Origin of the sequence: Flammeovirga aprica JL-4, assembly GCF_012844305.1 — a bacterium.
In the GTDB taxonomy this organism is placed as follows: domain Bacteria; phylum Bacteroidota; class Bacteroidia; order Cytophagales; family Flammeovirgaceae; genus Flammeovirga; species Flammeovirga aprica.
Map to the genome: position 1 here is coordinate 1 of NZ_JABANE010000008.1, position 25,729 is coordinate 25,729.

Sequence of the window (25,729 nt, forward strand, 5' to 3'; positions counted from 1 at the left end):
ATGAAGATTTTATTAAATTTAAATTATCGCTGACTTACTTTTTGTCTAATTTAATGTCGGTGAGTAGTTACCCTGGTTTAATTTTAGAGTTGTATGACACTAAAAATATTCATTCTTTTAAAATGACCAGCATTGATTATGATATTTCATTTGAATTGGTAGACAAGTGGATCAATAACGCTGAAAAATTTGGAGTAAAGACACCAAAGAAAATAGTAAAGGAAATAAAAAGAACTAGAAAGTTAGTAGAAGCAGGATATGATGTGGAGGACGATCAATTAATGAGATTTATTGGTCAATCAAAAGCGCCATATCCCTTGATAGAAGATTTTACACTAGAAAAAAGAAAAGAACTTTTACTAAAGTTTTCTATCTACGACAATCTCCTTTTCAAATTTTACGATCCTCAGAAAGACATTTAAAAGCTATCAAAACATAATAATTAACTTCTATGAAAACAATAAGCATAATAGTTTGGCTTTTAGTGTTACCTCTTTCTTTATTTGCTAAAGAGATTCAAAGAGAGAAATCAAAAATCAAATGTACCTACCGTCATACAACTAAGCCCTTTATTGGCGATACCTTAAAAGTAACAGAGGAGTTTGTTTTGATTTCGAGTGATAAAGTTTCCATGTATTTAAGTGCAAAGGCATTTAACATTTCTCAAAAAGCTAATGAATTGTTCTCTCAAAAGACATCGGAATTATTTATTTCTAGTTTCCAGAGCGGTGGACGGATTTTAAATCAAATGCCCAAAACCAAAATTAATAATTATAAGGTCTATAAATTCTCTGATTCAAGAAAGGTAATTACTCTAACCTCCGATTTTATAACTCCTTTTCAGCTAGAAGAGAGTATGGACGATTTTGATTGGATAATTACCAATGAGATGAAAGAGATTTTAGGGTATCAATGTATAAAAGCGACCTTAGGTTTTGGTGTTTATCATTTGGAAGTGTGGTTTGCTCCCGAAATTCCTATCTCAGATGGTCCTTTTGTATTTTGTGGTTTGCCGGGGTTGATACTAAAAATACAAGACACAGAAAAAAGACATTCTTTTGAATTGTTGACTATTGAAAAGGATGGAGATATTGAATTTACTATTGCTCACCCAGAAGATGTATTTAAGGGAAAAATTACAAAGGGCTGAGTAAGCTTCTTGTCAAAAAAAGGAAACTATTAGAAATGGGGCGTGATTTAAGAGGAGATTTTTTTTTTCAAAAAGATAGTGAACTTCCTTTTTTGGAAGATCAGTCCCCTGAAAATATCAAACAAATGAAGATCAAATATTCTCTTTACGATAATCTTCTTTTTAGATTTTACGAGCCAAAGGCGAAGATCTAAGTACTTGGACAATCTTTAATTTTTTTCACTTCATCTTTTTTTTATTCTCGATAGATAACGAACTAATTCGATTTATGAAAAACTATTGTACTTTACTTTTACTCTTTCTTTCCTTTCAAACTATTGCTCAAACGTCTTTAAAAGGGAAAGTAACAAACACCGAAGGTGAAGTAATCAATGGTGCCTCAGTGATTGCTTATCCTATCAATGAAGAGCGAATTCTAGGGTTTAACATCACTGATTCGAAGGGAAATTACATGATCACTTTAAAAGAAAAAAGGGATAGTGTGAGGATCACTGTGAGGTCACTTGGGTATGAAATTACGACTCAAAAAGTGGCTGTAGAAGAAGGAACGTTTGATTTTAAAATGAAGCATTCGGATCAATACCTCAAAGAATTACAGGTGAAAACAAAGCCTATTACAGAGGAGGGTGATACTTTAAATTATACTGTGGCTACTTTTTCCAAAGAGGGGGATGAATCTATAGAAGATGTTTTAAAACGATTGCCAGGAGTTGAGGTCAGTGAGGATGGTAAAATTCAGTATCAGGGAAAAGCCATCAATAAACTTTATGTGGAAGGGAAGGATTTGATGGGCTCTCAATATGCTGTTACGACCAAGAACCTTCCCAAAGGAGCGGTGGCCTCAGTAGAAATTTTGAAAAATCATCAGCCGGTAAAAATGTTGAAAGATGTGGTCAACTCTGTAGATCCTGCCATTAATATTGTATTGAAAGAAGGTGTGAATGTAACTGGAAGTGTAGAAATGGGAGGTGGAGTTCCGTATAGATGGCTGGCAAAAGCGACACCTATGGTTTTCAATAAAAAGCATCAGACTGTCAATGTATTTTCTTCTACTAATAGTGGCAGGGATGAATTGAGTGTTTTCAACGGCATTAATCTTTTTGATTATTTGGAGTTTGGATTGATTGAGAGTCAGCATTCTTTTTTACTTGGGAAACAGCCTTTAGAAAGTACACTTTTTGAAAAATCAGAATATAATGATCATCAAACGCATTCCGTCACGACCAACTATATTACAGGTTTCTGGAAAGGAGATATGAAGGTAAATATTGATGCTTATTTTGATGAACGAAAACAAGGTTTAGCATCCAATACGTTGTTTTTTTCTGGAAATGATACAATTGATATCCATAACCTTCAGCAGTCTACTTTTCATAAAAAGTACTTGAAGACCAAACTAACTTATGAGCATAATGACAAGAAAAATTACTTCAAAAACACTTTTCATTTTAAAGTGCTGCAGGATGATGAGAGCAGTGAAATCTATCAAAATGAAGTTTTAATTCCACAGCAATCCCACCGAACTTTTTATAGTATAGGTGACAAGTTAAGTAAGATTCAAAAAATCGGGAAAGCGTATTACAAACTCAATGCTTATTTTGAATATACAAATACGCCAGAGCAGTTGAGTTTTACAGGTGGTCCTTTGACCAATTTATCTTTTTTAGAAGCATCTCAAAAAGTACAGCAGGAAATTTCTCAAAATCATCTGAAGGCACATTTGGGAACTAATATTATCAGGAAATGGAAAAAAGTGACGTTCAACTCCAAACTTGGGGTGAATTACGAATGGAAATCGATGACTTCAGATCTTCCCACTATTCAAGAAACAACAGATGTTCAGTATCAGAATGATCTACAATATCATTCATTTATCCCTAAAATTACTCCTACAATTGAATTCCGACATAAGAAATTGTACCTCTCAGCAAGTCCAAAACTTTCTTTCCAATACCGGAAACTTTTAGATGATATACAGCAGAAGGAAGACCAAATTACGGCATTGGTTTTTGAGCCATCCGCTTTTTTAATGTACAATATAGAGGGAGTGAAATATCAAGGTAATTATTCCTACAACACAAATTTTATGGAGTTGCCCCAAATGTACAGCGGTTTGATTATTCATAATTACAGTGAAATCAAGCAACAGGATTTACCTATTTTAAAGACAGAAATACACCAATTTAGAAATGACCTTTCGTATGAGTTACCTGTCGCGTCTTTGAATTTTTATGCAAGTTATGAAATCAAAAGTAGCAACAAGGACTGGATTACTAAATACGAGATTAATGAGGAGGGAGTAACTTTGTTGCAGACAGATTATTTTGAAAACAATCATGGCCTCAGTCAGCAACTCAAGGGGAATTTCGACTGGTTTCTGCTTGCACTTCGGTCCACATTCAAGGGGAGTGTAGCAATAGGACAAAATGAAGAAAATATAATTTTGAATGATCAAGTCAATAGAAACAGAAACGAGTATTTACAATGGGAAGCGATGCTGGATTTTCCTATTATAAAAGGTTTGGTCGTTTCTGCTTTTTATACGGATTATCATTCAAAAAACACCTATCAGGAGATGAATCAGGTTGATTGGTCTCAAAGCACAATGGGAGCAAATGTGCAGTTTTCATATAAAAAGCATCTGCTGAAATGGAATAATAAATGGATTGATCACACCTTTGTTGATGACGATTTTCTCTATATGGATTTTTCTTACCGTTATCAATTTAATAAGAAAACAAGCCTCTCATTTGTTGCCCAAAACCTCTTGGATTATCAGTTTTATACACAAACGGATATGAATGCTTTTCAAAGTAATCAGTCCTATTTTTATCTCAGACCAAGACAGTTGATGATGCAAGTGAAATTCAAGTTCTAATTAAACTTCAGATTGCTCTAAATCTACTTTTCTACCCTCATGTTTCTTATACTGTTCTATCAAATCATTCAGTTCGTCCATAGAAACAGCCAAATAAGAAATATCTAGCCTTTCTTCATACCCTTGTGCAAATAAGTGAAGCATAGGGACAACTTTGCCATTTTTTCCATTACTGAATCGTGTTTCTTCCACAGAGATGCGTTTGATGTTTTTCCACAAGTGAAATCTATTTTTCCTGATTTGAATACCCTGCTCGTTGATTCTTAATTTGATGGAAGTGTCTAGAATATGCCATAAAGCTCTGATCAAATAGATAGCGGAAAGGAGAGCAATTATTGGTGTCAGATTTTTTACATAATCACTGATACTATCAAATTCTTTAGAGATACCTAAGTAAAGGAAAATGATAAACAGGACTACAGGAATAGTAAAAGCTAAAGTAGATTTTTCAAGGATTATACCTTTGTCGTTGTAAAAAATCGTTTCTTCAAAAGTAGTATTACTTTCCTGATCACTCAGCTTTCCTTCTTTGGCCTGAGCATAATACTTTTTGATGATTTCTTTTTCCTTCTTGCTTGCATACAGAAAGTTGCTATTGTAAGCATGGACAATTTTAGCATCAGTGGCTAACCGAAGTAATTCCCCTTTGTCATTTTCATTTTTGAAAGCCCATAAAAACCACTTGAGTTTGTGCAGGGGATAAATTACGAAAGCATAAAGGCTTATAAGCAATACGATGCTAGCTACAAAACCGTAAGGCCCTTTTAAAACAGAGGTATAGCTTAATTGTAGGAGGATGATGGCAAATGTAGACAGGATCATACCTGTAAGGATGAATCTATGCTGTCTTTTCCATTTTTTGATTTTGTCAATAGGCTGCATTTTTATAAGTAGTAGTTTAAATAAGCACAAATTCAAAATTATCTAATATTCTATTTATTGTTTTATGATTACTTCCTTGAAAAAACTTTTAGTTGAGCCACTATTAATACGTTTTTTAGCGTCGTATTCACAAAAAATAAATTAGAATTAACTATGATTTATTTTTGACTTAGTACTTGTGTGATAATTTTTTATAGTCTTAGTATTCATACCTAATATAAGCTAAAAGAATGAATATTACCTTATTAGGATGTAATTATTTTACTTTAAAATAGAAAAATATCAAGATTGAACTGTTGTTCCATTTACTGTAATAATAGAATGTGGAAGAAGAGTTTGCAGTTCAAAATCTTGTTGAAATAAAGTACAAGTTTATTGGGAACTATCATTTATAATTCATGAAAGTGAGCTACGCAATACATTATTTTATCAGAGTAATTGATAGCAAATACTACATTTTTTCGTTCGAGTGTTAAAAGCATTTCGTTTAAAAGGTAAATAAATGTAAATAATTATACTTTGTGTGTTTTTAAGTATTGATAATCAGTTTGATGTGAATTTATTTAAATGATATTTTCCTCGGCTATAAAATTTTAATGGTTTTTATTTCTAAAAAACTTCCACGTAAATTGAGGCATAGCTATGAACATTATTCAGATAAATACCAGCGAATTATAGGGTTAAATTAAAACTAAATCTATCTGTATTTTAAATAGAATAATAAATAAAAGAGAACCGGCGATCTATTCTTCACTAAAATGTCAACCTCATTTTAGTAAACAACAAAAATTAACTTGAAATGAAATACAACTCTCTTCTAAGACTATTTGCATTACTAATCTTTTGTGGTGCAAGCGAGTTTTCGTACGCTCGATCTTTTATAATCGGAGCTATAAACAAACACAATCCTAGTTCTCCAATGGAGGGTATACTTTGTGATACAGAACATCGGGCATTTCAGGGAAATATTCCCAATTTACCCGGAGTAGTGGAAGCTGAAAATTACAATGAAGGATGCCCTGGAATTCCTTTTTTTGATACAAATGCCATTAATGAAGGAGGCGTCTATAGAAATGATGCCGTAGATATTGAAGAATGTTCAGAAGGTGGATATAATCTAGGCTGGACGCAAAGTAGTGAATGGCTAAATTATCAAGTCAACGTCCAAAATACAGGGAATCACGACTTTAGTTTTAGAGTAGCCGCAATGAATGCTGGTGGACAATTTCACCTTGAACTGAACGGTCAAAACATCACTGGAAATATTGATATTCCATCAACGGGTGCTTGGCAGAATTGGGTAGATGTAGCAGTGTCAGGTGTTCAATTAACCGCAGGGATTCAACATTTAAAATTAGTAATTACAGGAGGAGGTTTTAATCTCAATAATTTCTCAGCGGTATATGCTCCAATAGTTTCCGCACCAGAAATTACACAGATTGTAGCAACCCCAAGTTCACCTTTGATCAATGAAACAATTGAAATTCAAGCGACAATTACTGATGATGGAACGGTCACAACTGCTGAAATAAATTGGGGGTATTCTTCTGATAATCTATTAAACATCGTTCAATTATCATCTAATAATTCAAACAGTTATACGGGTACGATTCCAGCTCAAATAGAGGAAGGGATAATTTACTATCAGATTACAGCGACTGACAACTCAGGTTTAATAGCCACAAGTCCTGTCAACAGTGTAACCGTTCAATCAGTAAATGAAAACCAACCGACTTTAGTTTGGTCTGATGAGTTTAATTACACCGGTTTGCCTGATCCATCAAAATGGGGGTATGACACAGGAAATGGTGGTTTTGGTAATAATGAACTTCAAAACTATACGGCTTCAAGATTAGAAAATGCTAGAGTGGAAAACGGAAGTTTAATTATTGAAGCGAGAAGAGACTGGCATGAAGGTATTGAATATTCTTCTGCAAGAATGGTAACAAGAAATAAGGGAGATTGGTTGTACGGAAGAATTGAAGTCAAAGCAAAATTACCTGGAGCGGGTAGAGGAACATGGCCGGCCATTTGGATGCTTCCTACGGATTGGGAATATGGCGGATGGCCGAATAGTGGTGAAATTGATATTATGGAAAATGTGGGTTATGATCCTAATGTAGTTCATGGAACAGTGCATACTGAGGCTTATAATCATATTTTAGGAACTCAATTGGCAGGGAAAGTAGAAAAATCAAACTATCATTCAGAGTTTCATATTTATGCAGTGAATTGGTATGAAGATAAGATTGATTTCTTTATTGATGACGAACTATATTTTACACATCATAAACACGGAGGAAGTGCTGAGTGGCCGTTTGATAAAAGATTTCACCTTATCTTAAATATTGCAGTTGGAGGTAATTGGGGCGGAGCTCAAGGCGTTGACTCAAGTATATGGCCAAAACAAATGGAAGTTGACTACGTTCGCGTTTATGGTCAACCTGCAACTCCTGATCCGGAAACCGTAGATTTGCCGGGTACAATTGAAGCTGAAAATTATGCTCAATCATCAGGTGTGCAAACTGAAACATGCGAGGAAGGAGGTTTGAATGTGGGACATATCGATGCAGGAGATTGGTTTAAATACAATGTCAATGTAACGCAAAGTGGTTTGTATACTGTGGAGTACAGAGTTGCGAGCAATGAAGCTGATGGAGCATTCAATTTAGAGCAAGATAAAGGTAATACAATCTTAGGTACTTTAAATGTTCCCAATACCGGAGGGTGGCAAAATTGGCAGACAATATCACATGAAGTCACTTTAAATAGTGGAGAACAGCAGTTGGCAATTGGAGTACCTTCTGGTGGGTTCAATATGAACTGGATTCGTTTTACACCAAAAGGTACACCTCCTGTTGAAGTTGATCCTATTCAAATTGAAGCTGAAAGTTATAAACTGATGGAAGGAATTCAAGTAGAAGCTTGTAGTGAAGGAGGCCAAAATATTGGCTGGACCACAAAAGACGATTGGTTAGTTTATGATGCAGATATCCCTGCGGGGAATTATACTTTGGAGTATAGAATAGCATCACAAAATGGAGGAGGTGAGCTTCAGATTGAAAAAGCTGGAGGCGGTAATAGTTTTGGAACAATTATGATCCCTTCTACATCGGGGTGGCAAAATTGGCGAACGGTTTCACATGATATTCAGATTACTGAAAACTTAAATGAAATTGCCATCAATATCAGAAATGGTGGATTTAATTTGAATTGGTTCTCTTTAACTCCAAAAATAGTCAATAATGGAAGACAAAAAACGTTAGCCCAATCCTTACAGATTTATCCGAACCCAGCTCATAATGTACTTAATATTAAAGGGGTGGGAGAGGTTGTCGATTTTCAGCTTTTTGGAATAGATGGAAGGAGTTATAATCTGAAACCTCAAAATGCTCAATTAGATATTTCTACTTTAAATCAGGGGATTTACTTTATGAAGATCACAGATCATTCAAATAGTATTCATTCTATTAAGTTTATCAAAGAGTAGAATTAAGAAAAAAAGAAAGGCATTCCTAAAAAAGGAATGCCTTGGAAGTTTATATGGTAACCTTGAATTGGTAAAATTAATATGTGCTCTTGATTGCAGCAACTTCATTAATACGTTGCTGGGCAATGTCGATTGCTACCTCTTGAGCATTTTTGCCCGTAGCTTCCGATTGCTCGAATACTTTTAAAGTCTGATCGTATACAAACTCACATTTGTTCCAAGACCATTCTTTAGAAGTTTTGATCACTTCAGCATACACGTTGATCACGCCACCTGAGTTGATCAAGAAATCCGGTGCATAAAGAATACCTTTTTGTTTGGCCAAATCACCGTGGATTTTTTCGTTAGCCAATTGATTGTTCGCACAACCTGCAATGATCGAACATTTCAAACGTTCCAATGTCTCATCATTGACAGTAGCACCCAATGCACAAGGAGAATAAATATCTACATCAAGGTCATAGATTTCATCTAATGCAACCCCTTTGATACCATACTTATTCACTACATCTTTCACACGGTCCTCATAGAAGTCAGATACATAAATTTCGCATCCTTCTTTTACAAGGTGTTGGATAATGTACTCTCCAACGTGTCCTGCTCCTTGGATAGAAACTTTCTTTCCAGCAAGGCTGTCAGAACCAAATTGTTTTTTAGCAGCTGCTTTCATACCCATATAAGTAGTATAAGCAGTAAAAGGAGAAGGATCACCTAAACCGCCACGCGTCTCAGGCATACCACTTACATAAGAAGTTTCTGCTGCAATATGCTCCATATCGCCGGCATTCATTCCCACGTCCTCTGCAGTAATATATTTTCCATTAAGGTTTTTCAAGAAACGGCCATAAGCTCTCAACATCGCTTCTGACTTGTGTTTTCTTGCATCACCAATGATTACGGCTTTACCTCCACCAAGATTTAGTCCAGCAATAGAATTTTTGAACGTCATACCTCTTGATAAACGTAAGGCATCATTCGTAGCTTGCGCTTCATTCTCGTACATCCACATTCTAGTACCACCTAGGGCAGGGCCTAAAACTGTATTGTGAATAGCAATAATAGCTTTCAAGCCAGTTGATTTCTCATGGCAATAAACTACCTGCTCATGTCCCATGCTAGAGACCTCTTCAAATATTGAGATATCTTCCATTACTATACTTTGTTGTTGCTTTGATTAATTCTTGATAAATAGCACTTCACATTTCGTGAAATAGTGCTTGGAAATTTAAATGTGATGGCAATTTACATTTTCAAAATAGTATTGCAAGTCGCATTAAAGCAAAGTAAATTATTAGAGTTTGCAAAATATTATACTTATAATTTGAATTTTTTCAATTTATATGAATTATTATAGAATAAATCCATTTATTTTTTAGAATAATCTATTGAATTTTAAATTCTCTCTTTTTTTTAGAAAAAAAGGCTTTAATTACGATTTCTAATGAATTGAATTATCATAATGAGATTAAAACTTCTGCACATTTGATGAATTAATAGGAAGTAATCTCAAAAAAATTAAAACATTCAATGCATTTTTGTATTTCAATAGAGTGGTTACCTTATCTTTATTGGATTAATAAGAATTCAACTCGAACGTAAGACATAAAGATTGCAATGATGGCGGAAACACATTGCAAACAATAACTCATTTATCAGTGGAAAAAGAACAAAAAACAGGACAAATATTTGATGGAAAGGTGTTGTCAAGGATGATGAAATTCTTGAATCCTTACATGAAATATTTTATTCTACTCGTTTTCTTAACAATATCGTTGGGTGTTTTGGCACCTACCAGACCCTACTTAATACAGTACACAATAGATAATTTTATTGTAGTCAATGATATGCCGGGGTTGCATCAGATGGTTGTTATACTCATCGCGGTACAGTTATTACAGGCGTTAGTACAGTTTTGTCATACCTATTTATCAGGCTGGCTAGGACAGCATGTAGTCAAAGATATGCGTGTGCAGTTGTATGATCACATTCTGAAATTGAAGCTGAAGTTTTATGATAACACACCTATCGGGCGCCTTGTTACGAGAGCGGTGTCAGACATTGAGACTTTATCAGAAGTATTCACAAATGGAGTGGCGGCAATGTTGGGAGATATCCTTCAGCTGTTCTTTATTTTTGTGGTGATGCTTTACACTGACTGGCGCTTAACACTCATTAGTTTATCAGTTTTGCCACTTCTTCTTTTCTCAACTTACGTTTTCAAAGAGAAAATAAAAGTCGCTTTTGGTGATGTTAGAAATGCAGTTTCCAACCTGAATACCTTCGTACAAGAGCATATTACAGGTATGAATGTAGTGCAGCTTTTCACTGCTGAAAAAAGAGAACAGGAAGAGTTCAAAAAGATCAACAAAGAACATAGAGATGCCAATATCAGTACGGTATTGTATTATTCTATTTACTATCCGGTGGCGGAAGTAATTGCCGCATCAGGTACAGGTTTATTGGTATGGTGGGGAGCTCATAGTGTATTAGACGGACATGCTACGATCGGTACTTTGATTGCCTTCATCATGTATATCAACCTTTTCTTCAGACCAATCCGTATGATTGCCGATAGATTCAATACACTGCAGATGGGTATTGTTTCTTCAGATAGAATCTTAAAGCTGTTGGATGACAAGAGCATGATTTCAAATGAAGGCACTTATACAACAGATCATATTGATGGTGATATTGAATTCAAAAACGTATGGTTTGCTTATAAAAATGAGGATTATGTGCTGAAAGACATTTCCTTTAAAGTAAATAATGGGCAAACAGTAGCCTTAGTCGGAGCCACAGGAGCAGGTAAATCTTCTATCATTAATTTGATTTCCCGTTTCTATGAAATCAATAAAGGAAGCATTTGCGTGAATAAACGTGATGTGAAATCATATGATCTTTACAACTTAAGAAAACACATTGGGGTTGTATTGCAAGACGTTTTCTTGTTCTCGAATTCAATCAGAGAAAATATAACATTAGGTGATACATCTATTACGGATGAGCAAATTCTCAAAGCAGCTGAGCTTGTTGGAGCAAAATCATTTATCGATAAATTGCCAGGAGGATTGGATTATGAAGTAATGGAAAGAGGAGCTACGCTTTCTGTAGGCCAACGTCAGTTGTTGTCTTTTGTAAGAACAATGGTGTACGATCCGAAGATTATCATTTTGGATGAAGCCACATCTTCAGTGGATTCAGAAACTGAGGTACTGATTCAAGATGCCATCAAATCCATGATGAAAGGAAGAACAAGTATTGCCATCGCTCATAGATTAGCCACAATACGAAATGCGGATAACATAATTGTATTGGATAAAGGTGAAATCAAAGAGAGTGGAAGTCATGAGGAGTTATTAAAAATGAAAGGTTTCTACTCTAGATTATATGAAATGCAATATAAAGAAGTAGAGGAGCTTTAGTTTTTATTACTCAAATAATACATTAAATATTAAGAAAGGCATAGTAAAGTTCAATTATCTATGCCTTTTTTCATGAGCTATTATTAAATTTGATACTGATAAAAACTAACATTCATAGACCAAAAGACTGATGAGTAATATATTTCTAATTATATTCTTTGGATTGCACTTTACTAATGGGGTAAAAAAAAATAAATCAGTTAATGCTAAAAAATATTTTTACACAGTTATTATAAGTACTGTTTTAATTGTAAACAAAACATTAGCGAATCCGTTTTCTATTTCTGATAATCTTGAGTTATATCTTATTACTATAAATCCAGGAAATAATATTGATGAAGCATGGGGGCATAGTGCAATTTATATCAAGGATATAGATTATAAATATGATTACGTTTTTGAATATGTATCAATAGAAACAAATAATTTTGTTTCAAATATAAAAACGCTCTTTGGGACTGATATATATAAACTGAGACTTACTTCTCATCACATATTTTTAAAAGAGGAGAATGACAGATGTATAACATATCAGGTAATAGATTTACCTTCTCAACAAATTCAAGTCCTATTTAATACTTTAATCTCTGAACTTGTATCAAAGCAAGAGTATAACTATAGTATTGCATATGTAAATTGTAGTACGCTATTGTATAATTATTTAACAGAATATTCATTACCTGATGTTGACAATTTAACAATAAGAGATAAATTGAGATATAGTTCTAATCTTTCAATACTGGAAGAGATGTTTTTTATTGATATAATGTTATCGTCAGCATCAGATAAATATTTAGAAAGCAATTTAGTATTCACACCAATTTATTTATTAAACAGTTTTTCTGAAAAAAAAAGTATTACATCAAGAAAAATAGAATTTAAATATTTATTTCTTTATTTGATAGCCGTTTAAGCCATAAATAGTTCTCGACTTTATATTTATATATTTCTATCCTTTACAGGAATAATAGGAAGTTTATTATTTATACTATTATTCAGTAAAGACCCAATGTTAAATGAGAACTATAATCTCTTATGGTTAAATCCATTAAATATTATTGTATGTGTTATTTGTAATTATAAAAAGGTGACCAATTACTTTATAATGCATAACTCATGTCATTTTATTTTAATTGTATATGCTATAATTAGCAACCATATTAACTATTCTTATTTATTTTTTACTATTTCTGTAATATCTATTAATTGGTTAATATTATATGACCAGATCTATAAAAATAAATCAACTATTTCAAAGCAAATTAAATAATCAAAGCAAATGAAACTTAGAAACTTCAAACTATTTTTTTTCGTCATAACTCTTTTCTTGGTAGTATCGTGTACTGAAAGAGAAAACCGAGTGAATAATTTTATTCCAGATAATCAGGTTATGGAATTTGATGAAAGTGGTTATAATCCTTATCTTCCAGAAAAGATGTAATTAGCATTTGATTCACTTAAATCAAAACTTTATCAAACTTATCCAAATGCCAGAGTTTCGACAGAAACAATTGATTTGGATTTTTCTCCAAATAATAAGTATGTGCGTTTTTTACCTTCAGATAGTTTACAGTATGATACTTTAGTGTCTTATGAAAACCTTGCTCTTTTTGATTATCCATTGGATTTGCCAATTAAGCAAGAAGGTACTTTTGATCCAGAGCCAGTTAATGAAGAAGGCTTCCATTGGTTATATGGTGTAGTTCCTATTGATTTTGAATTACCTCCTGTAGATCATGAGATTATCGGAGAAGTATTTCTTCCAGAATATCCAAAAAATAATCCAAATGAAGAGTTCTCTTCAGAGAGAGTATTATCTGACTCTTCAGAATATTATGGTATGATGATGGGTGTCGAGCTTTATTCGATGTATTTAGCAGGTCATTTAAGTGAAGAAGAAGCTAATGAATTTATTAATTTACTTGAAGGTGAATCTACTTCAAGTTCGAGGAAAGAACAATCAGTGTATGAGCAATTCTTTGAATCATTAAAGTCTGTACGAAATACTCTAGGCAGTATTTTTGTAACACCCGTTTATGCAAAAAAGGCAAATCCATTGAATTGGTGTTGGGGATGCATTTTTAGTAAAGGTTGGACTCCTAATGGAAGAGTTCAATTTCGATATAACAATGGTAATAATACAAGAACTGTTCCCGTTAAAGGTTTAAAAGTAGTTATTCATAGAGGTTTAAAATCTATTGTCGCTTACACTAATGAGAATGGTGATTTCTCTTCATATAGTAGATTTGCATCAAAAGTTACATACACAACTCATTTTAGAAATAGAAATCCTTCTTTTTGGGGATCAAGGTATTTTAGATTAGTTAAAGGAGGATTATTATTTACTCATAAGCATGATATGCTCTCTAGTACTCGAAGTGATAATATAATTCATACTTATGATCTTACTGACAATAATTTTAGAGTGAGTAATATTGATGAAATGGCAGCTGCTATATTTGTTTCAGCATATGAATTTTATCATGGTAATAGATTAGGTTTTCAAAAACCAAGAAATAATATGAGGATTAGAATTCATGATGAAAGTGGGAGAGGTACACATAATACAGGCCGATATTGGTTTTTAGCAAATCAGATAAAAATGTATATGAAACAAAATGATGGAAATCATAGAACTGCAGAGTCAATTATTAGTACTACATATCATGAGTTAGGTCATGCTAGTCATTATGCGTTAGATGGTCGTTGTTTTTGGAGTGATAATGCTTTTTGTAACGATAGAAGTGATTTACAAGATGAAATACTCAAAGAAAGCTGGGCCTTACTTATTGAACATCATTTGACTAGGCAATGGTTTCCGAATTTCAATGGAGATATTTCTCAAAATTTAACTTTTACTCAAATGAATAATTCATTTAATGTAGTAGGTGGTAGAGAAGGGAAATATACTTCTTTATTTTTTGACCTTGTTGATACAAATGATCAAAGTAACAATAATACGACACCTGATGTTCCTATAGATAGAGTGAATGGTTATACTATACCGCAAATGCAAAATGCATTAAGGAGTATTTCAACTTTACAAGGTTTAAGAGATAATTTATTTAATTTTTACTCTAACCCTTCCGAAGGAAATCTTCAAGATTTAATAGATTCTTATAATAATAACCTAGTACCAATAGACTAATGAAATTACTTTCAATAAGTATTCTAATGATTCTACTTTTTAATAAATGTAAAAGTGAATGTGATCATTGTAACGAAGGAACAGGAAGTATTTCCCAATATCAAATTGTCAATGGGATTGATAGTGAGTTGATTGTGGAGATTTATGGTCAAAGTTTAAAGACTTCTATTGAGTTAGAACCTAATGATACTTCTGATTTTTGGGTAAGAATTGCTTATCCAGCTGAGTTGGAATCAACCTTTTTTAGTTTAGATCGAAACAATAATGGTCAAAGTTTTCCTTATGATAGTGACTCTATTGCTATTTTGTTAAATGGTGAAGTTCAAAGGAAATATATTCAAAATATAAAGGATCAGGACCTTAACTGGGAAACATCTATTTACAATGAATTTTCAGCGTATGAGAGTATAAAAATAGAACCATCTTCTGAAAATGTGTACAGTTATTATTATATCATTGATTCAGCAAAATTAGGGTTATCTGATTAATCTAAAATGAAGCCTTAATTATTAAAGAATAAATATTCTATTAACATACGATATTGAAATTACATATTTTGAAAAATAAAAGATAGTTAATTCTAATAGCCCTTATTCTATTTTTAGAGTAAGGGCTATTTTTACATATACCTTATTCTTATCAAATAAGAAAATCTGACACTGATAAAATATTAGAATCTATGCTCGGTATAAAGAGAATGCATAGATAAGATATATTTACTTGCTTTTTGAAAAAAACACTGAAACACAAAGGGTTCTATTCTCGTTTATATGAAATGCAGTAGAAAGAAGTTGAAGAACTTTAATTGATATTTGAATATAGTTATCGTATCTTTGCAAAGTATACGTAACAAACAAAATAAATACGATCATGGAATTGATTTCAGTTTTATTATTCGGTATGCCAGGTGGTTTCGAGTGGGTAATCATCGGTTTGGTTATTCTGTTACTTTTTGGTGCTAAAAAGATCCCTGAGTTAGCTCGCGGTATTGGTGGTGGTATCAGAGAGTTCAAAGAAGCTAAGAACCAAATCTCAGATGAGATTGAAAAAGGCATTAAAGAAGAAGACAAGAAGGAAGAAAAATAACCAATTGTCATATATCTTGATATATTTTTAATGAAATCTATTTTTCGTTAAATATTTCGTAATAACCGAGAGAAGTTTATCTTTGTCATTAGAAAGGATAAACTTCTCTTTTTTTGTGAAGTTTTTCAGGGTAAACTAAAAGCTTTGGTGTATTCAAAAGCGATCTAATAAAACGAACACAAGCTTATGTATAAAGCATTTGATGATATAAAGAAAGCACTCAGCGAAGGAAAAACGACTTGTGTGGCTTTGGTAGAAGATTATTTAGCAAGAATTGAAGAGAAGAAACACCTTAACGTTTGGAATGAGGTGTATAATGAAGAAGCGCTTCAACAGGCGGCTAAAGTAGATCAGAAAATCAAAGACGGGAATGCAGGAAGATTGGCAGGTATGGTAGTTGGTCTGAAAGACGTAATTGCTTATAAAGATCACGGTCTTCAAGCCTCTTCTAATATGCTGGATGGTTACGTTTCTCCTTTTTCTGCAACTGCAACTGAGCGATTATTAGCAGAAGACGCTGTCATCATCGGTAGACAAAGCTGTGATGAGTTTGCAATGGGATCATCAAATGAAAACTCGGCGTTCGGTCCTGTAAAGAACAACATTGACGAAACAAGAGTACCGGGTGGATCTTCGGGAGCATCCGCTGTGGCCGTTTCTGATGATCACTGTTTGGTTTCTTTAGGGTCAGATACGGGTGGTTCAGTTCGTCAGCCTGCAGCATTTACAGGTACAGTTGGTTTAAAACCCACTTACTCACGTATTTCAAGATGGGGGCTTATTGCTTATGCTTCTTCTTTTGATACGATTGGTGTAATCGCTAACAATGTTCCTGATGCTTCATTGGTGTTAGAAATCATTGCAGGTGAAGACGATCAAGATGCTACGGTTTCACAAGAGCCTGTACCTTCATACAGCACTTCGGTAGAAGAAAAACCGACGAAGAAATTAAAAATTGCTTACATCAAAGAAACGGTAGAAAGTGAGCATTTAAATAAAGATATTTCTGAAAAAACTTTTGCGAAAATTGAAAAATTAAGAGCAGAAGGTCATGAAGTTGAAGCAATCGAATTTCCATTATTAGACTACCTTCTTCCAACGTATTATATCCTGACTACAGCCGAAGCAAGCACAAACTTAGAGCGTTTTGATGGCGTTCGTTACGGTTATAGAACAGAGGATAAAGTGGACCTGGAAGGTTTATATAAAAAATCACGCTCAGAAGGGTTCGGTGATGAGGTGAAGAGAAGAATCATGTTGGGTACGTTTGTGCTTTCTGCAAGTTACTATGATGCTTATTTCTCAAAAGCTCAAAAAGTAAGACGCTTGATCAAGGAAACAACGGAGAAAATCCTTTCAGAGTATGACTTTATCTTAATGCCAACAACATCCGCTCCATCATTTGAAATTGGCAAATACGGTGAAAACAACCTATTGGAATTGTATTTAGGAGATTTATATACAGTTCACGCCTCATTGGCAGGGTTGCCGGCGATTTCAATTCCAAATGGAGAAGATAAAGACGGTTTAACAATTGGTTTACAGGTAATGGCCAATCGTTTTGAAGAAGAAAAAATGCTTCAGTTCTCGCATTATTTGCAAGAGCTTTAATCAATAGAAAGTTACTTCGGTGACTAAATAAAAATCCAAACATGCTTTATTGAAAAGTGTGTTTGGATTTTTTTTATCAATACTTTAGTACGAAAAGTAATACCAAACTTGTGAATAAATGTAACATGTAAATGCTTCTTTATTTTCTTGTAGAGTAGATGTTTACTTGTAGGACGCCCCAAATGGCATTGAATGGAAAAGCGTTAAGAATTTTGTGTAATAAGCCGTTAAAAAATCTTCGTTTGTTTGAGCATTTCAAAACGCTGTAGTTTTGATCGAGTTTTGAAGATTTTAGGCTTATGGAATAAAATTTAGCTTTTGCGTTCACAGCCTAGATTTTTTTGCTTCGTTTTTTCATCAATGGAAAAAATGAAGAAGAGAGTAGCTTGAAATGATAAAGATGGGGTTATGAGACATTCTATTTTATAATTGGTATAAAACTCTTAATAGATTATTCTTTTGCCCCCTAATAGATTATATTTGTTCATCAGAAAATAGGGAAGATTCGTTTTAGTAACCTAGATAGTAAGTGAAGCTTATAATCATCTCATTTCATTATTAAATCCTAATACTTACGTAACAAAGTGATGCTTTTAAGACGCATTTTTAAATATACATTTGCATTCATATTTTCTTTATCATTTACAATTGCATCTGCACAAGATGAGGGCAATGTGTTGCCTACTTGGAAGGATAGTTTGTATACAGTGGCACTCCCTGAAGGATACTTGATGCCCTCTGATACATTAGAAATTGTGGAAGCAGCACCTTATGCACCATGGTTTGAAAACTTTGATGAATTTGATACTACTGAAGCCATTTTAGTGGATATCTCTGATCAAACTTATGACTATGTACCCAATGTTTCAGACAGTTTGGTGAGGGAGCGATTGAGTGAAATGCAAATGGAAATTCCTCTGACGTATCATGATAGAGTAAGGCTTTTTATTGATTATTTTTCTGTAAGGAGAAGAGATTATACACTTTCGATTATTCAGAGAAAGCAAATGTACTTCCCCATGTTCGAGCGTATTTTTGAAGAAGAAGGCGTTCCAACGGAATTAAAATATTTGGCGGTAATTGAATCCGCGTTAAAGCCGGTTGCATTATCTAGAGTAGGAGCAAAAGGACTTTGGCAGTTCATGCCTCGTACGGGTAGAGCTTATGGATTGAAACAGACTTATCAGATTGATGATAGAATGGATCCGGAAAAAGCGACAAGAGCAGCTGCAAAATATCTTAAATTCTTATACAATTATCATGGTGACTGGGAATTGGCAATTGCCGCTTATAACTGTGGTCCTGGTAATATTAGAAAAGCACAAAGAAGATCTGGAAAGAAGAAATTCTGGGATATTTATAGAAAACTGCCAAGAGAAACAAGATCGTATTTACCACAATACGTAGCAATGGCTTATGTATTGACTTACGCAGAAGAGCATAACTTGATTCAGGATTTACCGATGTACGAGATTCCTGCGGAAGATATTTTTGTCAGTCAGTCTATCGATCTGGGGAAATTGGCTGATGAATTGAACGTCTGCCGTGAAGATCTTCAGTTAATGAATGCATCTTTACGTTTTGGCTTCGCTCCAAATTATGTAAAGAACTTCAGAATCAGAATTCCAGAAGCTCGTTTTGAGTATTACTTAGAAAATCAAGAAGAGATTTTAGCCAATGTAAAATATACAGGTGAAGGAGCGAATATAGGTGATGGGTATTACTATCATTATGTAAGAAGAGGAGAATCGTTAGGGTTAATTGCGAGCCGTCATAGAGTGAAAACTTCAAATTTAAGAGCTTGGAATAACATAAGGGGAAATACGATTTACCCTGGGCAAAAACTAAAAATTTATGGTAATGCTTACAGTCCTGGTCCTTCGAAAAAATCTACATCATCCGCTAAAAAAACAACTACTTCTACACCAAAGAAAACAAGTGGAGCGAGTATTTATCATACTGTAAGGAGTGGTGAGACGTTGGGTGTGATTGCCAAAAAATATAGAGTATATGTAGCAGATATTCAAAAACTGAATAATCTGAAGGGAACAAGAATTAATGTAGGCCAGAAGTTATTAATCAAGCAAGGCAAATACGAAGCACCAGAAGCGTCAGCTCCATCTACAACTGCAGTAACCAAAACCGCTTCAAAGCCTGCTGTGACTTCATCGAATGGCACATTAGTTTATCACACAGTAAGAAGTGGTGAGACTTTGGGAGGTATTGCAGAAAAATACAATACTTCAGCATCAAAGTTAAGATCATGGAACGGCATGAGAGGTTCTACAATTTATAAAGGACAAAAGCTGAAGGTGTATACAACATCATCGACCACAACTTCCAACTCAACCGTAAAAAATACTTCTTCCTCAAAAAGCAACAATGGCTACGGTCCATCTGCTAATACAAGATACCATACTGTAAAAAGTGGTGACAGCCTTACTGAAATTGCAAAAAGTTACAGGGTTTACGTAAAAGATATCAAGAGGGTGAATAACATGTCAGGTTCGTCTATTAATGTAGGACAAAGATTGACGATTCCTCCATCGCCGGCCAGCGTTTTGAATGAAGGTAAAACAACCCAGACAACCTCATCTTCAGAAAGTGGTTATTACACTGTGAAAAATGGCGATACCTTATGGCAAATTGCACAGGATAATGGGGTTAGCGTATCAGAAATCAAGCGCTTAAACAACATGAAAAGCAACAAATTGAAGGTAGGACAGCGCTTAAAAATAAAATCTTAGGTAACATTAAATGGTCATTTGATCTTTTACTGTTAAATTGCGCATTCAAATTAGAAATACATTAGAAATGGCAGATATAAAAACAAACCTTATTGAAGAGTTGCAGTGGAGAGGAATGCTGCACGACATGATGCCAGGTACAGAAGATCAATTGAACAAAGAAATGACAACTGCTTACGTTGGTTTTGATCCGACAGCAGATTCATTGCATATTGGTCACATGGTATCTGTAATGTTATTAAGACATTTACAGAAAGCCGGTCACAAGCCGTTGGCGATTGTAGGTGGAGCAACAGGTATGATTGGCGACCCTTCATTTAAAGATGCTGAAAGATCACTTTTGGATGACGAAACGATCCAGAAGAACATCAATGGAATGAAAGCACAATTGGAAAAGTTCTTGGACTTTGATTGTGGTGAAAACTCAGCAGAGATCTTAAATAACTATGATTGGTTTAAGGATTTCAGTTTCATCGATTTCGCTCGTGAAGCAGGAAAGCACCTTACAGTAAATTATATGATGGCAAAAGATTCTGTAAAGAAGCGTTTGGCTTCAGGTACAGGTATCTCTTTTACTGAATTTACTTACCAATTATTACAAGGTTGGGATTTCTACCATTTATACAAAACAAAGAACTGTAAACTACAATTTGGTGGTTCAGATCAGTGGGGTAATATTGTGACGGGTACGGAACTAGTTCGTCGTAAGGCACAAGGTACTGCATATGCGGCAACTTGTCCTTTGATCACAAAAGCTGACGGTACTAAATTCGGTAAGACGGAAAGCGGTGCAGTTTGGTTAGATCCTGAGAAAACTTCTCCTTACCAATTCTACCAATTCTGGTTGAACGTAGCAGATGATGATGCGAAAAAGTACATCAAAATCTTTACATTCATCGGAAAAGAAGAAATTGATCAATTAATCGCTGATCATGATGAGGCACCTCATACACGTATTCTTCAGAAGCGTTTGGCAGAAGAAGTAACGCGTGCAGTGCACGGTCAAGACGAATTAGATACAGCAATTGCAGCTTCTAATATCTTATTCGGAAAGAACGTAACGGATCAGTTGAAATCTTTAGACGAACGTACTTTATTACAAGTATTCGAAGGCGTAATGCAGTCAGAGGTTTCTAAAGCGGATTTAGAGGGAATGGCTGAAATGGCTGATTTAGTATCAACTGGTACTGATAACCAATTATTCTCTTCTAAAGGTGAAGCAAAAAGAATGATTAAAGGTGGAGGTATTTCTATCAACAAAGCGAAACTACAAGGAAGTGAACTTCCAAAAGACGTAGAGTTGCTTCAAGGAAAATACATTTTAGCACAAAAAGGAAAGAAAAACTACTGCTTGATTAAAGTGGTTTAATTGATTTCCTTTAGATATAAAAAATACCCTTTCACTTAAAAAGCGGAAGGGTATTTTCATTTTAAAAACTAACTATTTTTATGACTAGCGCATTGCACTAATTAGGTTGTTGCTTTCTTCCAAGTAGAAATTAAAATATTCTACTCTAGGCGAATCCGTAATGATAGATGCCTTATACAGTGATAATTTTGCTTCATATAAGTCATTTGCTCTATAAGAAGCTACAGCTAAGTTATAGTACTGTAGTCCGGCAATATCTTTAATGCTTAACGTCTCCGTTAAATTCATTCCGTACCTGCTGTATAAAAGAGAAGTTTCTAATCTCTTCTCATATCCTTTGATACGTTTCTCAATATTTTGTTCTCCAATCACATAGCCATAAATATCTGTAGATTCAATTAGCGTTTTTCCTAAACGAGGGTCTTCTACGATAAGATAAACATGACTGTTGTTTTGATGGATTGAATATTCATAACCTAATTCTTGAAAAATATGTGCATACAATAAAGTAGCACTGAGACAATCATATTTCCCTTTCTCTAAAAGGTCTGAAAATGTGCTACATTCCTTGTAGCCTTTCAAGAATTTTTGGCGTGTTTTTGTAAATATTTTTTTGGTGATTGATTGGTTGTTTTTCTGCTCAAGGGCTTTCCATTTATTCACCCAGTTGTTCACTTCACTTTTTAAAGCGTTGAACTCCTCTCCAGAAATATTTTCCTGTGGTGAAAAATAAAGATAAAATGGATCTTTTTCCCATGCCTGCTCTGAATGATTTAAGGCATAATATTCAAGCATGGAATGTGATTGATGTTTTGATAATGTTAGGCTTTCCTCTTGAGCATATACGTTTACTGTCACCGAAACGATGATAGTAAATAGTAGGTGATATATGCTTTTGATGAATTTCATGGATTAGTAACATTTTTTTGTTACTACAATATACGTAATCTTGTAATATTAAGTTAACATTGAGTTCACATTAAGGGGTTTTCATGTAATATTTTATTAATATATCAAGAAAATGCAATTCAAAGAGTGGAAATTCTGCTTTTTGGGTAAAAGTTGGAGATAAAAAAGAGGAATGATTTTGAGTCATTCCTCGTTCAAATATTACTATTTTGATAAAATATTACATTGTGTTAGAGATGTTCCAAACATGCTCTTATCAATGGATTTAGAAGTCATAAAGTCTTTGACCAATATTCCATCTTACTGCCGCACTTAAGTAATTTTCGTTTTGAGTATACTTTGCGTCATCACTTGAAGTATTTCTAAATACACCTCTTAAATCGACAAAGATATTGTGGAAAGGAGAATAAGTAAGGGTTGCATCCACATACATAGTTCTTACTTTAGTACCTTGAAGTAATTTTACATCAAAAGCATCAGGAGCACCCGGAGCAGTATTGTAATCCAAAAAGATATTTGATCCATGATTAATTATATTTCCATCACCATCTACTTCGTTCATACCTTGCTCTCTATACATCCCTTTAATTACTGCTGAAATTTTAGGGAAGAAATGAGGTCTATATCTGATAATACCAATAAGTTCATAGAAGTTGGCTCCATTAGGGTGTGTCAACTCTTGGTAATAATGAGCGGTATTGGTATAAAGGTGTCCATTTCCATTCAATAAGGACGTTGAACCTGTAGTATTTTTATGAGAGTAAGTATAAGGATCAACGACATTGACTTCACCTTGAAGGTCTAGGTTTGATAATCCAAATGCATCAATGTATTTAGCCCCTAACTGATAAGCGAATTTATTACCATAGAATCCTTTTCCAAAGTTAGCTACACTCATATCATCAACTACCAATTGACCATATAATTGCACTTTGTTCCATAGGTTCCACTTCAAATCCATCCCCAATTGAATATTATCAACATCTCCTAAACCATGTTCCAATGAACGGTAGAAAATAATTGGATTCATATATGAAATATCAAAAGAGTTATTACCGATAGAATCTGCTCTACTGAAAATTACCTGTTCGAAAAGACCAATATTCAAGTTTTTTGTGATGTTCCATCCTAAGTGGTGCATTGCCATATACTTTTTAGGTAGTGAAGCACCAGAAGGATTGACATTGCTAGCGTTCATCTGAGCAAAAGTATTTGTATACTCTAAATGCCAAACTCTAGTATTCAATTTCAGATAAGTGTAATCATTGGCAAAATCTGATAAAATCAATGAACGGTAGCCATTACCTACAAAGTTTCTACCACGACCAAATTCAGTACCGATATAATCTTTTAATAATTGGAAAGTGATATATCCTTGAGCATTAAAATAGTCTCCAACATCTCCTTCACTTTTACTCCATTGCTGACCAGGGAAAGTACCATTATGCGATGCAGAATATTGCTGACCATAAAAAGGTAAACGTTCTTGATTGTCGGATGCTTGAAGGTAAAAACCAACTTTATTGGCAATTGAACCTCTAATTACCACACCTCTTTGGTTTACATAAGGACGGGAAGCATTAAGATTATCATCTCCTGCACTAACCAATAAAACAGGGTTGACATGCACATCAAAATCATTTTGATGGACGTTAAGTAAATCAATTTTACTTCTGTATAAATATTTTATGAAGGGCTTTTTTACGTCAGCAATAGTAGAGTCTGACATATGTTCCCAGTTGTCTAGTGCTAGATAGGCTAAATTATACTTATCAGCTTCAGATAACGTACCGTTGTATGTAGAATCAAAACCTTCAACAAAAGAAGCAATTTCTTGTCTGTTATATGGTTTTATCGCTGAGAAAATCTTTCCGAAATTCTTCTGTTTGATTTCATACCTATCGATAAGATGATAGTACTCGGGATCGTATGGAACATTAGAAGATTGAGCAAATACCTGTAGAGATTCTAGAAATAAGATGAAAAAAAACAGGTAGCTTAATGTAGTTTTTTTATTCATTGTAATGGAACTTGATGACCAATTTACGCTTCGTAAAAATAGATAAAAAATGTTAACAAATAAGGTTCGTTTATAATTTAATACTCCTTATATATGCTTTTTATTAACAAGATGAATGAAATTCATAAAGTATGCCAATAAATTAGTTCAAGTTCCAAAGGTTTTCTTTTGTAAACTAAATCATATGAAGTTGCTGAAAATAATTTATTATAAGAATTAAGCATGATGATTTTCCTGCGAAATAACTTCCACATCATCTACCTGTTTTTTGATAAAGTGTCTGATCGAAATAAAATATCTCAAGCCTCTTGCTTTAATTTTTTGCTGAAAATGAAGTCGGTTATAGTTTCTAAATTCTTTTTCATTATAAAAACCTGATTTTGAAAGGTAAAATTTATTAGGTGTTTCTTCCCATTTAGGAATAGTAAACAGATTATTCTGAATTGCCCTTTCAATATTCATAAAGGCAAAGCTTTTACGGTTGAAGTAATTGAAGATTCTACCTTGATTGAAAGAAATAATATTGTCCGCAGAAAGTTCCAGTTCCATATTTTCAAGGGCGATTTCCTCTTCACTTTCGGCAGTTATACTTCTATAAAAAGTCATATCACTATTGATACCTGATAAGGTAAATTGAACAGGATTGTTTTTAGTTAGCTGATGAATAAATTTATAGAGATTACCATATAGAAAATTTACGTTTCCAATACTCCAATATGTTCTTGTAGATGTAAACCATTCTAGGTCCTTCTTAATATAGTCTTCAAAGTCTTTTGGTTTTTCAATTGTATTGATTTCTATGTGAGGCAGGAATTGGTAGTGAGTAAGATTTAAATTGCTTAAAATTAGGATGTCAATATTTCTTTGGTAGGATAACTGATTCAAAAATAAATCAAAGTAAACAGGAATTGTGTCAAACAATGGAACAATAAGAGCCACTTTAGTCGTTTTCATAGTGTTTTATGTAGTAAATGTGTGAATAGCAGTGAAGTATGCCTTCTATGGTTGTATTATAAA

The 25,729-nt window shown here is 33.8% G+C and carries 18 protein-coding genes; 13 read left to right on the top strand and 5 right to left on the bottom strand.

Features of this window, described 5'->3' with window-relative positions; translation table 11 throughout:
* The 3 genes from HHU12_RS04060 to HHU12_RS04070 all read left to right on the top strand — a co-directional run.
* Positions 1-422 (top strand): hypothetical protein (locus tag HHU12_RS04060; protein ID WP_169655259.1); only part of this gene is annotated, 422 nt, incomplete at its 5' end.
* A 29-nt stretch (positions 423-451) separates the two neighbouring features.
* Complete coding sequence (locus HHU12_RS04065; RefSeq protein ID WP_169655261.1) at positions 452-1,150, top strand: GLPGLI family protein; 699 nt, start codon at positions 452-454, stop codon at positions 1,148-1,150.
* A 268-nt stretch (positions 1,151-1,418) separates the two neighbouring features.
* Positions 1,419-4,028, top strand: coding sequence for a carboxypeptidase-like regulatory domain-containing protein (locus HHU12_RS04070; RefSeq protein WP_169655263.1), 2,610 nt, complete (start codon positions 1,419-1,421; stop codon positions 4,026-4,028).
* On the opposite strand, the gene HHU12_RS04075 is transcribed toward HHU12_RS04070, so the two are convergent.
* Complete coding sequence (locus HHU12_RS04075; protein ID WP_169655265.1) at positions 4,029-4,910, bottom strand: hypothetical protein; 882 nt, start codon at positions 4,908-4,910, stop codon at positions 4,029-4,031.
* Between the two features lie 799 nt (positions 4,911-5,709).
* Between HHU12_RS04075 and HHU12_RS35785 the strand changes: the two genes are divergently transcribed.
* On the top strand, positions 5,710-8,400 hold the full coding sequence (locus tag HHU12_RS35785) for a carbohydrate-binding protein (protein ID WP_169655267.1): 2,691 nt from the start codon (positions 5,710-5,712) through the stop codon (positions 8,398-8,400).
* A 76-nt stretch (positions 8,401-8,476) separates the two neighbouring features.
* On the opposite strand, the gene HHU12_RS04085 is transcribed toward HHU12_RS35785, so the two are convergent.
* Positions 8,477-9,550 carry a Glu/Leu/Phe/Val family dehydrogenase gene (locus HHU12_RS04085; RefSeq protein WP_169655269.1) on the bottom strand — a complete coding sequence of 358 codons (1,074 nt, stop codon included), beginning with the start codon at positions 9,548-9,550 and terminating at the stop codon, positions 8,477-8,479.
* Positions 9,551-10,055: 505 nt separating this feature from the next.
* Here HHU12_RS04085 and HHU12_RS04090 point away from each other — a divergent pair.
* The 9 genes from HHU12_RS04090 to tyrS all read left to right on the top strand — a co-directional run bounded on the left by HHU12_RS04090 (position 10,056) and on the right by tyrS (position 21,783).
* Positions 10,056-11,822, top strand: a complete 1,767-nt coding sequence (locus HHU12_RS04090; protein WP_317170447.1) for an ABC transporter ATP-binding protein — start codon at positions 10,056-10,058, stop codon at positions 11,820-11,822.
* A gap of 130 nt (positions 11,823-11,952) precedes the next feature.
* Positions 11,953-12,735: a lipoprotein N-acyltransferase Lnb domain-containing protein gene (locus HHU12_RS04095; RefSeq protein ID WP_169655271.1), complete on the top strand. Its 783-nt coding sequence runs from the start codon at positions 11,953-11,955 to the stop codon at positions 12,733-12,735.
* A gap of 24 nt (positions 12,736-12,759) precedes the next feature.
* Positions 12,760-13,092 carry a hypothetical protein gene (locus HHU12_RS36095; protein ID WP_449401694.1) on the top strand — a complete coding sequence of 111 codons (333 nt, stop codon included), beginning with the start codon at positions 12,760-12,762 and terminating at the stop codon, positions 13,090-13,092.
* Between the two features lie 273 nt (positions 13,093-13,365).
* Positions 13,366-14,970 (top strand): hypothetical protein, encoded by a 1,605-nt coding sequence (locus tag HHU12_RS04100; protein ID WP_169655273.1) that lies wholly within the window; start codon positions 13,366-13,368, stop codon positions 14,968-14,970.
* A 26-nt stretch (positions 14,971-14,996) separates the two neighbouring features.
* The gene (locus HHU12_RS04105) at positions 14,997-15,458 is read left to right on the top strand and encodes a hypothetical protein (RefSeq protein WP_169655275.1); all 462 of its coding nucleotides are present in this window, start codon (positions 14,997-14,999) and stop codon (positions 15,456-15,458) included.
* Positions 15,459-15,840: 382 nt separating this feature from the next.
* The gene (locus tag HHU12_RS04110) at positions 15,841-16,056 is read left to right on the top strand and encodes a Sec-independent protein translocase subunit TatA/TatB (RefSeq protein WP_169655277.1); all 216 of its coding nucleotides are present in this window, start codon (positions 15,841-15,843) and stop codon (positions 16,054-16,056) included.
* A gap of 186 nt (positions 16,057-16,242) precedes the next feature.
* A complete protein-coding gene (gene gatA / locus HHU12_RS04115) occupies positions 16,243-17,667 on the top strand; it encodes an Asp-tRNA(Asn)/Glu-tRNA(Gln) amidotransferase subunit GatA (RefSeq protein ID WP_169655279.1) in 1,425 nt (474 codons plus the stop codon).
* 587 nt (positions 17,668-18,254) lie between these two features.
* The gene (locus HHU12_RS04120; protein ID WP_169655281.1) at positions 18,255-20,414 is read left to right on the top strand and encodes a LysM peptidoglycan-binding domain-containing protein; all 2,160 of its coding nucleotides are present in this window, start codon (positions 18,255-18,257) and stop codon (positions 20,412-20,414) included.
* 67 nt (positions 20,415-20,481) lie between these two features.
* Positions 20,482-21,783, top strand: a complete 1,302-nt coding sequence (tyrS, locus tag HHU12_RS04125; RefSeq protein ID WP_169655283.1) for a tyrosine--tRNA ligase — start codon at positions 20,482-20,484, stop codon at positions 21,781-21,783.
* 84 nt (positions 21,784-21,867) lie between these two features.
* On the opposite strand, the gene HHU12_RS04130 is transcribed toward tyrS, so the two are convergent.
* The 3 genes from HHU12_RS04130 to HHU12_RS04140 form a co-directional block, all read right to left on the bottom strand.
* Positions 21,868-22,692 carry a hypothetical protein gene (locus HHU12_RS04130; protein ID WP_169655285.1) on the bottom strand — a complete coding sequence of 275 codons (825 nt, stop codon included), beginning with the start codon at positions 22,690-22,692 and terminating at the stop codon, positions 21,868-21,870.
* 265 nt (positions 22,693-22,957) lie between these two features.
* Complete coding sequence (locus tag HHU12_RS04135) at positions 22,958-24,712, bottom strand: hypothetical protein (protein ID WP_169655287.1); 1,755 nt, start codon at positions 24,710-24,712, stop codon at positions 22,958-22,960.
* A 216-nt stretch (positions 24,713-24,928) separates the two neighbouring features.
* A complete protein-coding gene (locus HHU12_RS04140) occupies positions 24,929-25,666 on the bottom strand; it encodes a hypothetical protein (protein ID WP_169655288.1) in 738 nt (245 codons plus the stop codon).
* Positions 25,667-25,729 lie beyond the last annotated feature (63 nt).

Bases quoted from the DNA above. Each gene is read 5' to 3' on its own strand.
- HHU12_RS04065 (WP_169655261.1), top strand. From the start codon at position 452: ATGAAAACAATAAGCATAATAGTTTGGCTTTTAGTGTTACCTCTTTCT.
- HHU12_RS04070 (WP_169655263.1), top strand. From the start codon at position 1,419: ATGAAAAACTATTGTACTTTACTTTTACTCTTTCTTTCCTTTCAAACT.
- HHU12_RS04075 (WP_169655265.1), bottom strand. From the start codon at position 4,910: ATGCAGCCTATTGACAAAATCAAAAAATGGAAAAGACAGCATAGATTC.
- HHU12_RS35785 (WP_169655267.1), top strand. From the start codon at position 5,710: ATGAAATACAACTCTCTTCTAAGACTATTTGCATTACTAATCTTTTGT.
- HHU12_RS04085 (WP_169655269.1), bottom strand. From the start codon at position 9,550: ATGGAAGATATCTCAATATTTGAAGAGGTCTCTAGCATGGGACATGAG.
- HHU12_RS04095 (WP_169655271.1), top strand. From the start codon at position 11,953: ATGAGTAATATATTTCTAATTATATTCTTTGGATTGCACTTTACTAAT.
- HHU12_RS04105 (WP_169655275.1), top strand. From the start codon at position 14,997: ATGATTCTACTTTTTAATAAATGTAAAAGTGAATGTGATCATTGTAAC.
- HHU12_RS04110 (WP_169655277.1), top strand. From the start codon at position 15,841: ATGGAATTGATTTCAGTTTTATTATTCGGTATGCCAGGTGGTTTCGAG.
- gatA (WP_169655279.1), top strand. From the start codon at position 16,243: ATGTATAAAGCATTTGATGATATAAAGAAAGCACTCAGCGAAGGAAAA.
- HHU12_RS04120 (WP_169655281.1), top strand. From the start codon at position 18,255: ATGCTTTTAAGACGCATTTTTAAATATACATTTGCATTCATATTTTCT.
- tyrS (WP_169655283.1), top strand. From the start codon at position 20,482: ATGGCAGATATAAAAACAAACCTTATTGAAGAGTTGCAGTGGAGAGGA.
- HHU12_RS04130 (WP_169655285.1), bottom strand. From the start codon at position 22,692: ATGAAATTCATCAAAAGCATATATCACCTACTATTTACTATCATCGTT.
- HHU12_RS04135 (WP_169655287.1), bottom strand. From the start codon at position 24,712: ATGAATAAAAAAACTACATTAAGCTACCTGTTTTTTTTCATCTTATTT.
- HHU12_RS04140 (WP_169655288.1), bottom strand. From the start codon at position 25,666: ATGAAAACGACTAAAGTGGCTCTTATTGTTCCATTGTTTGACACAATT.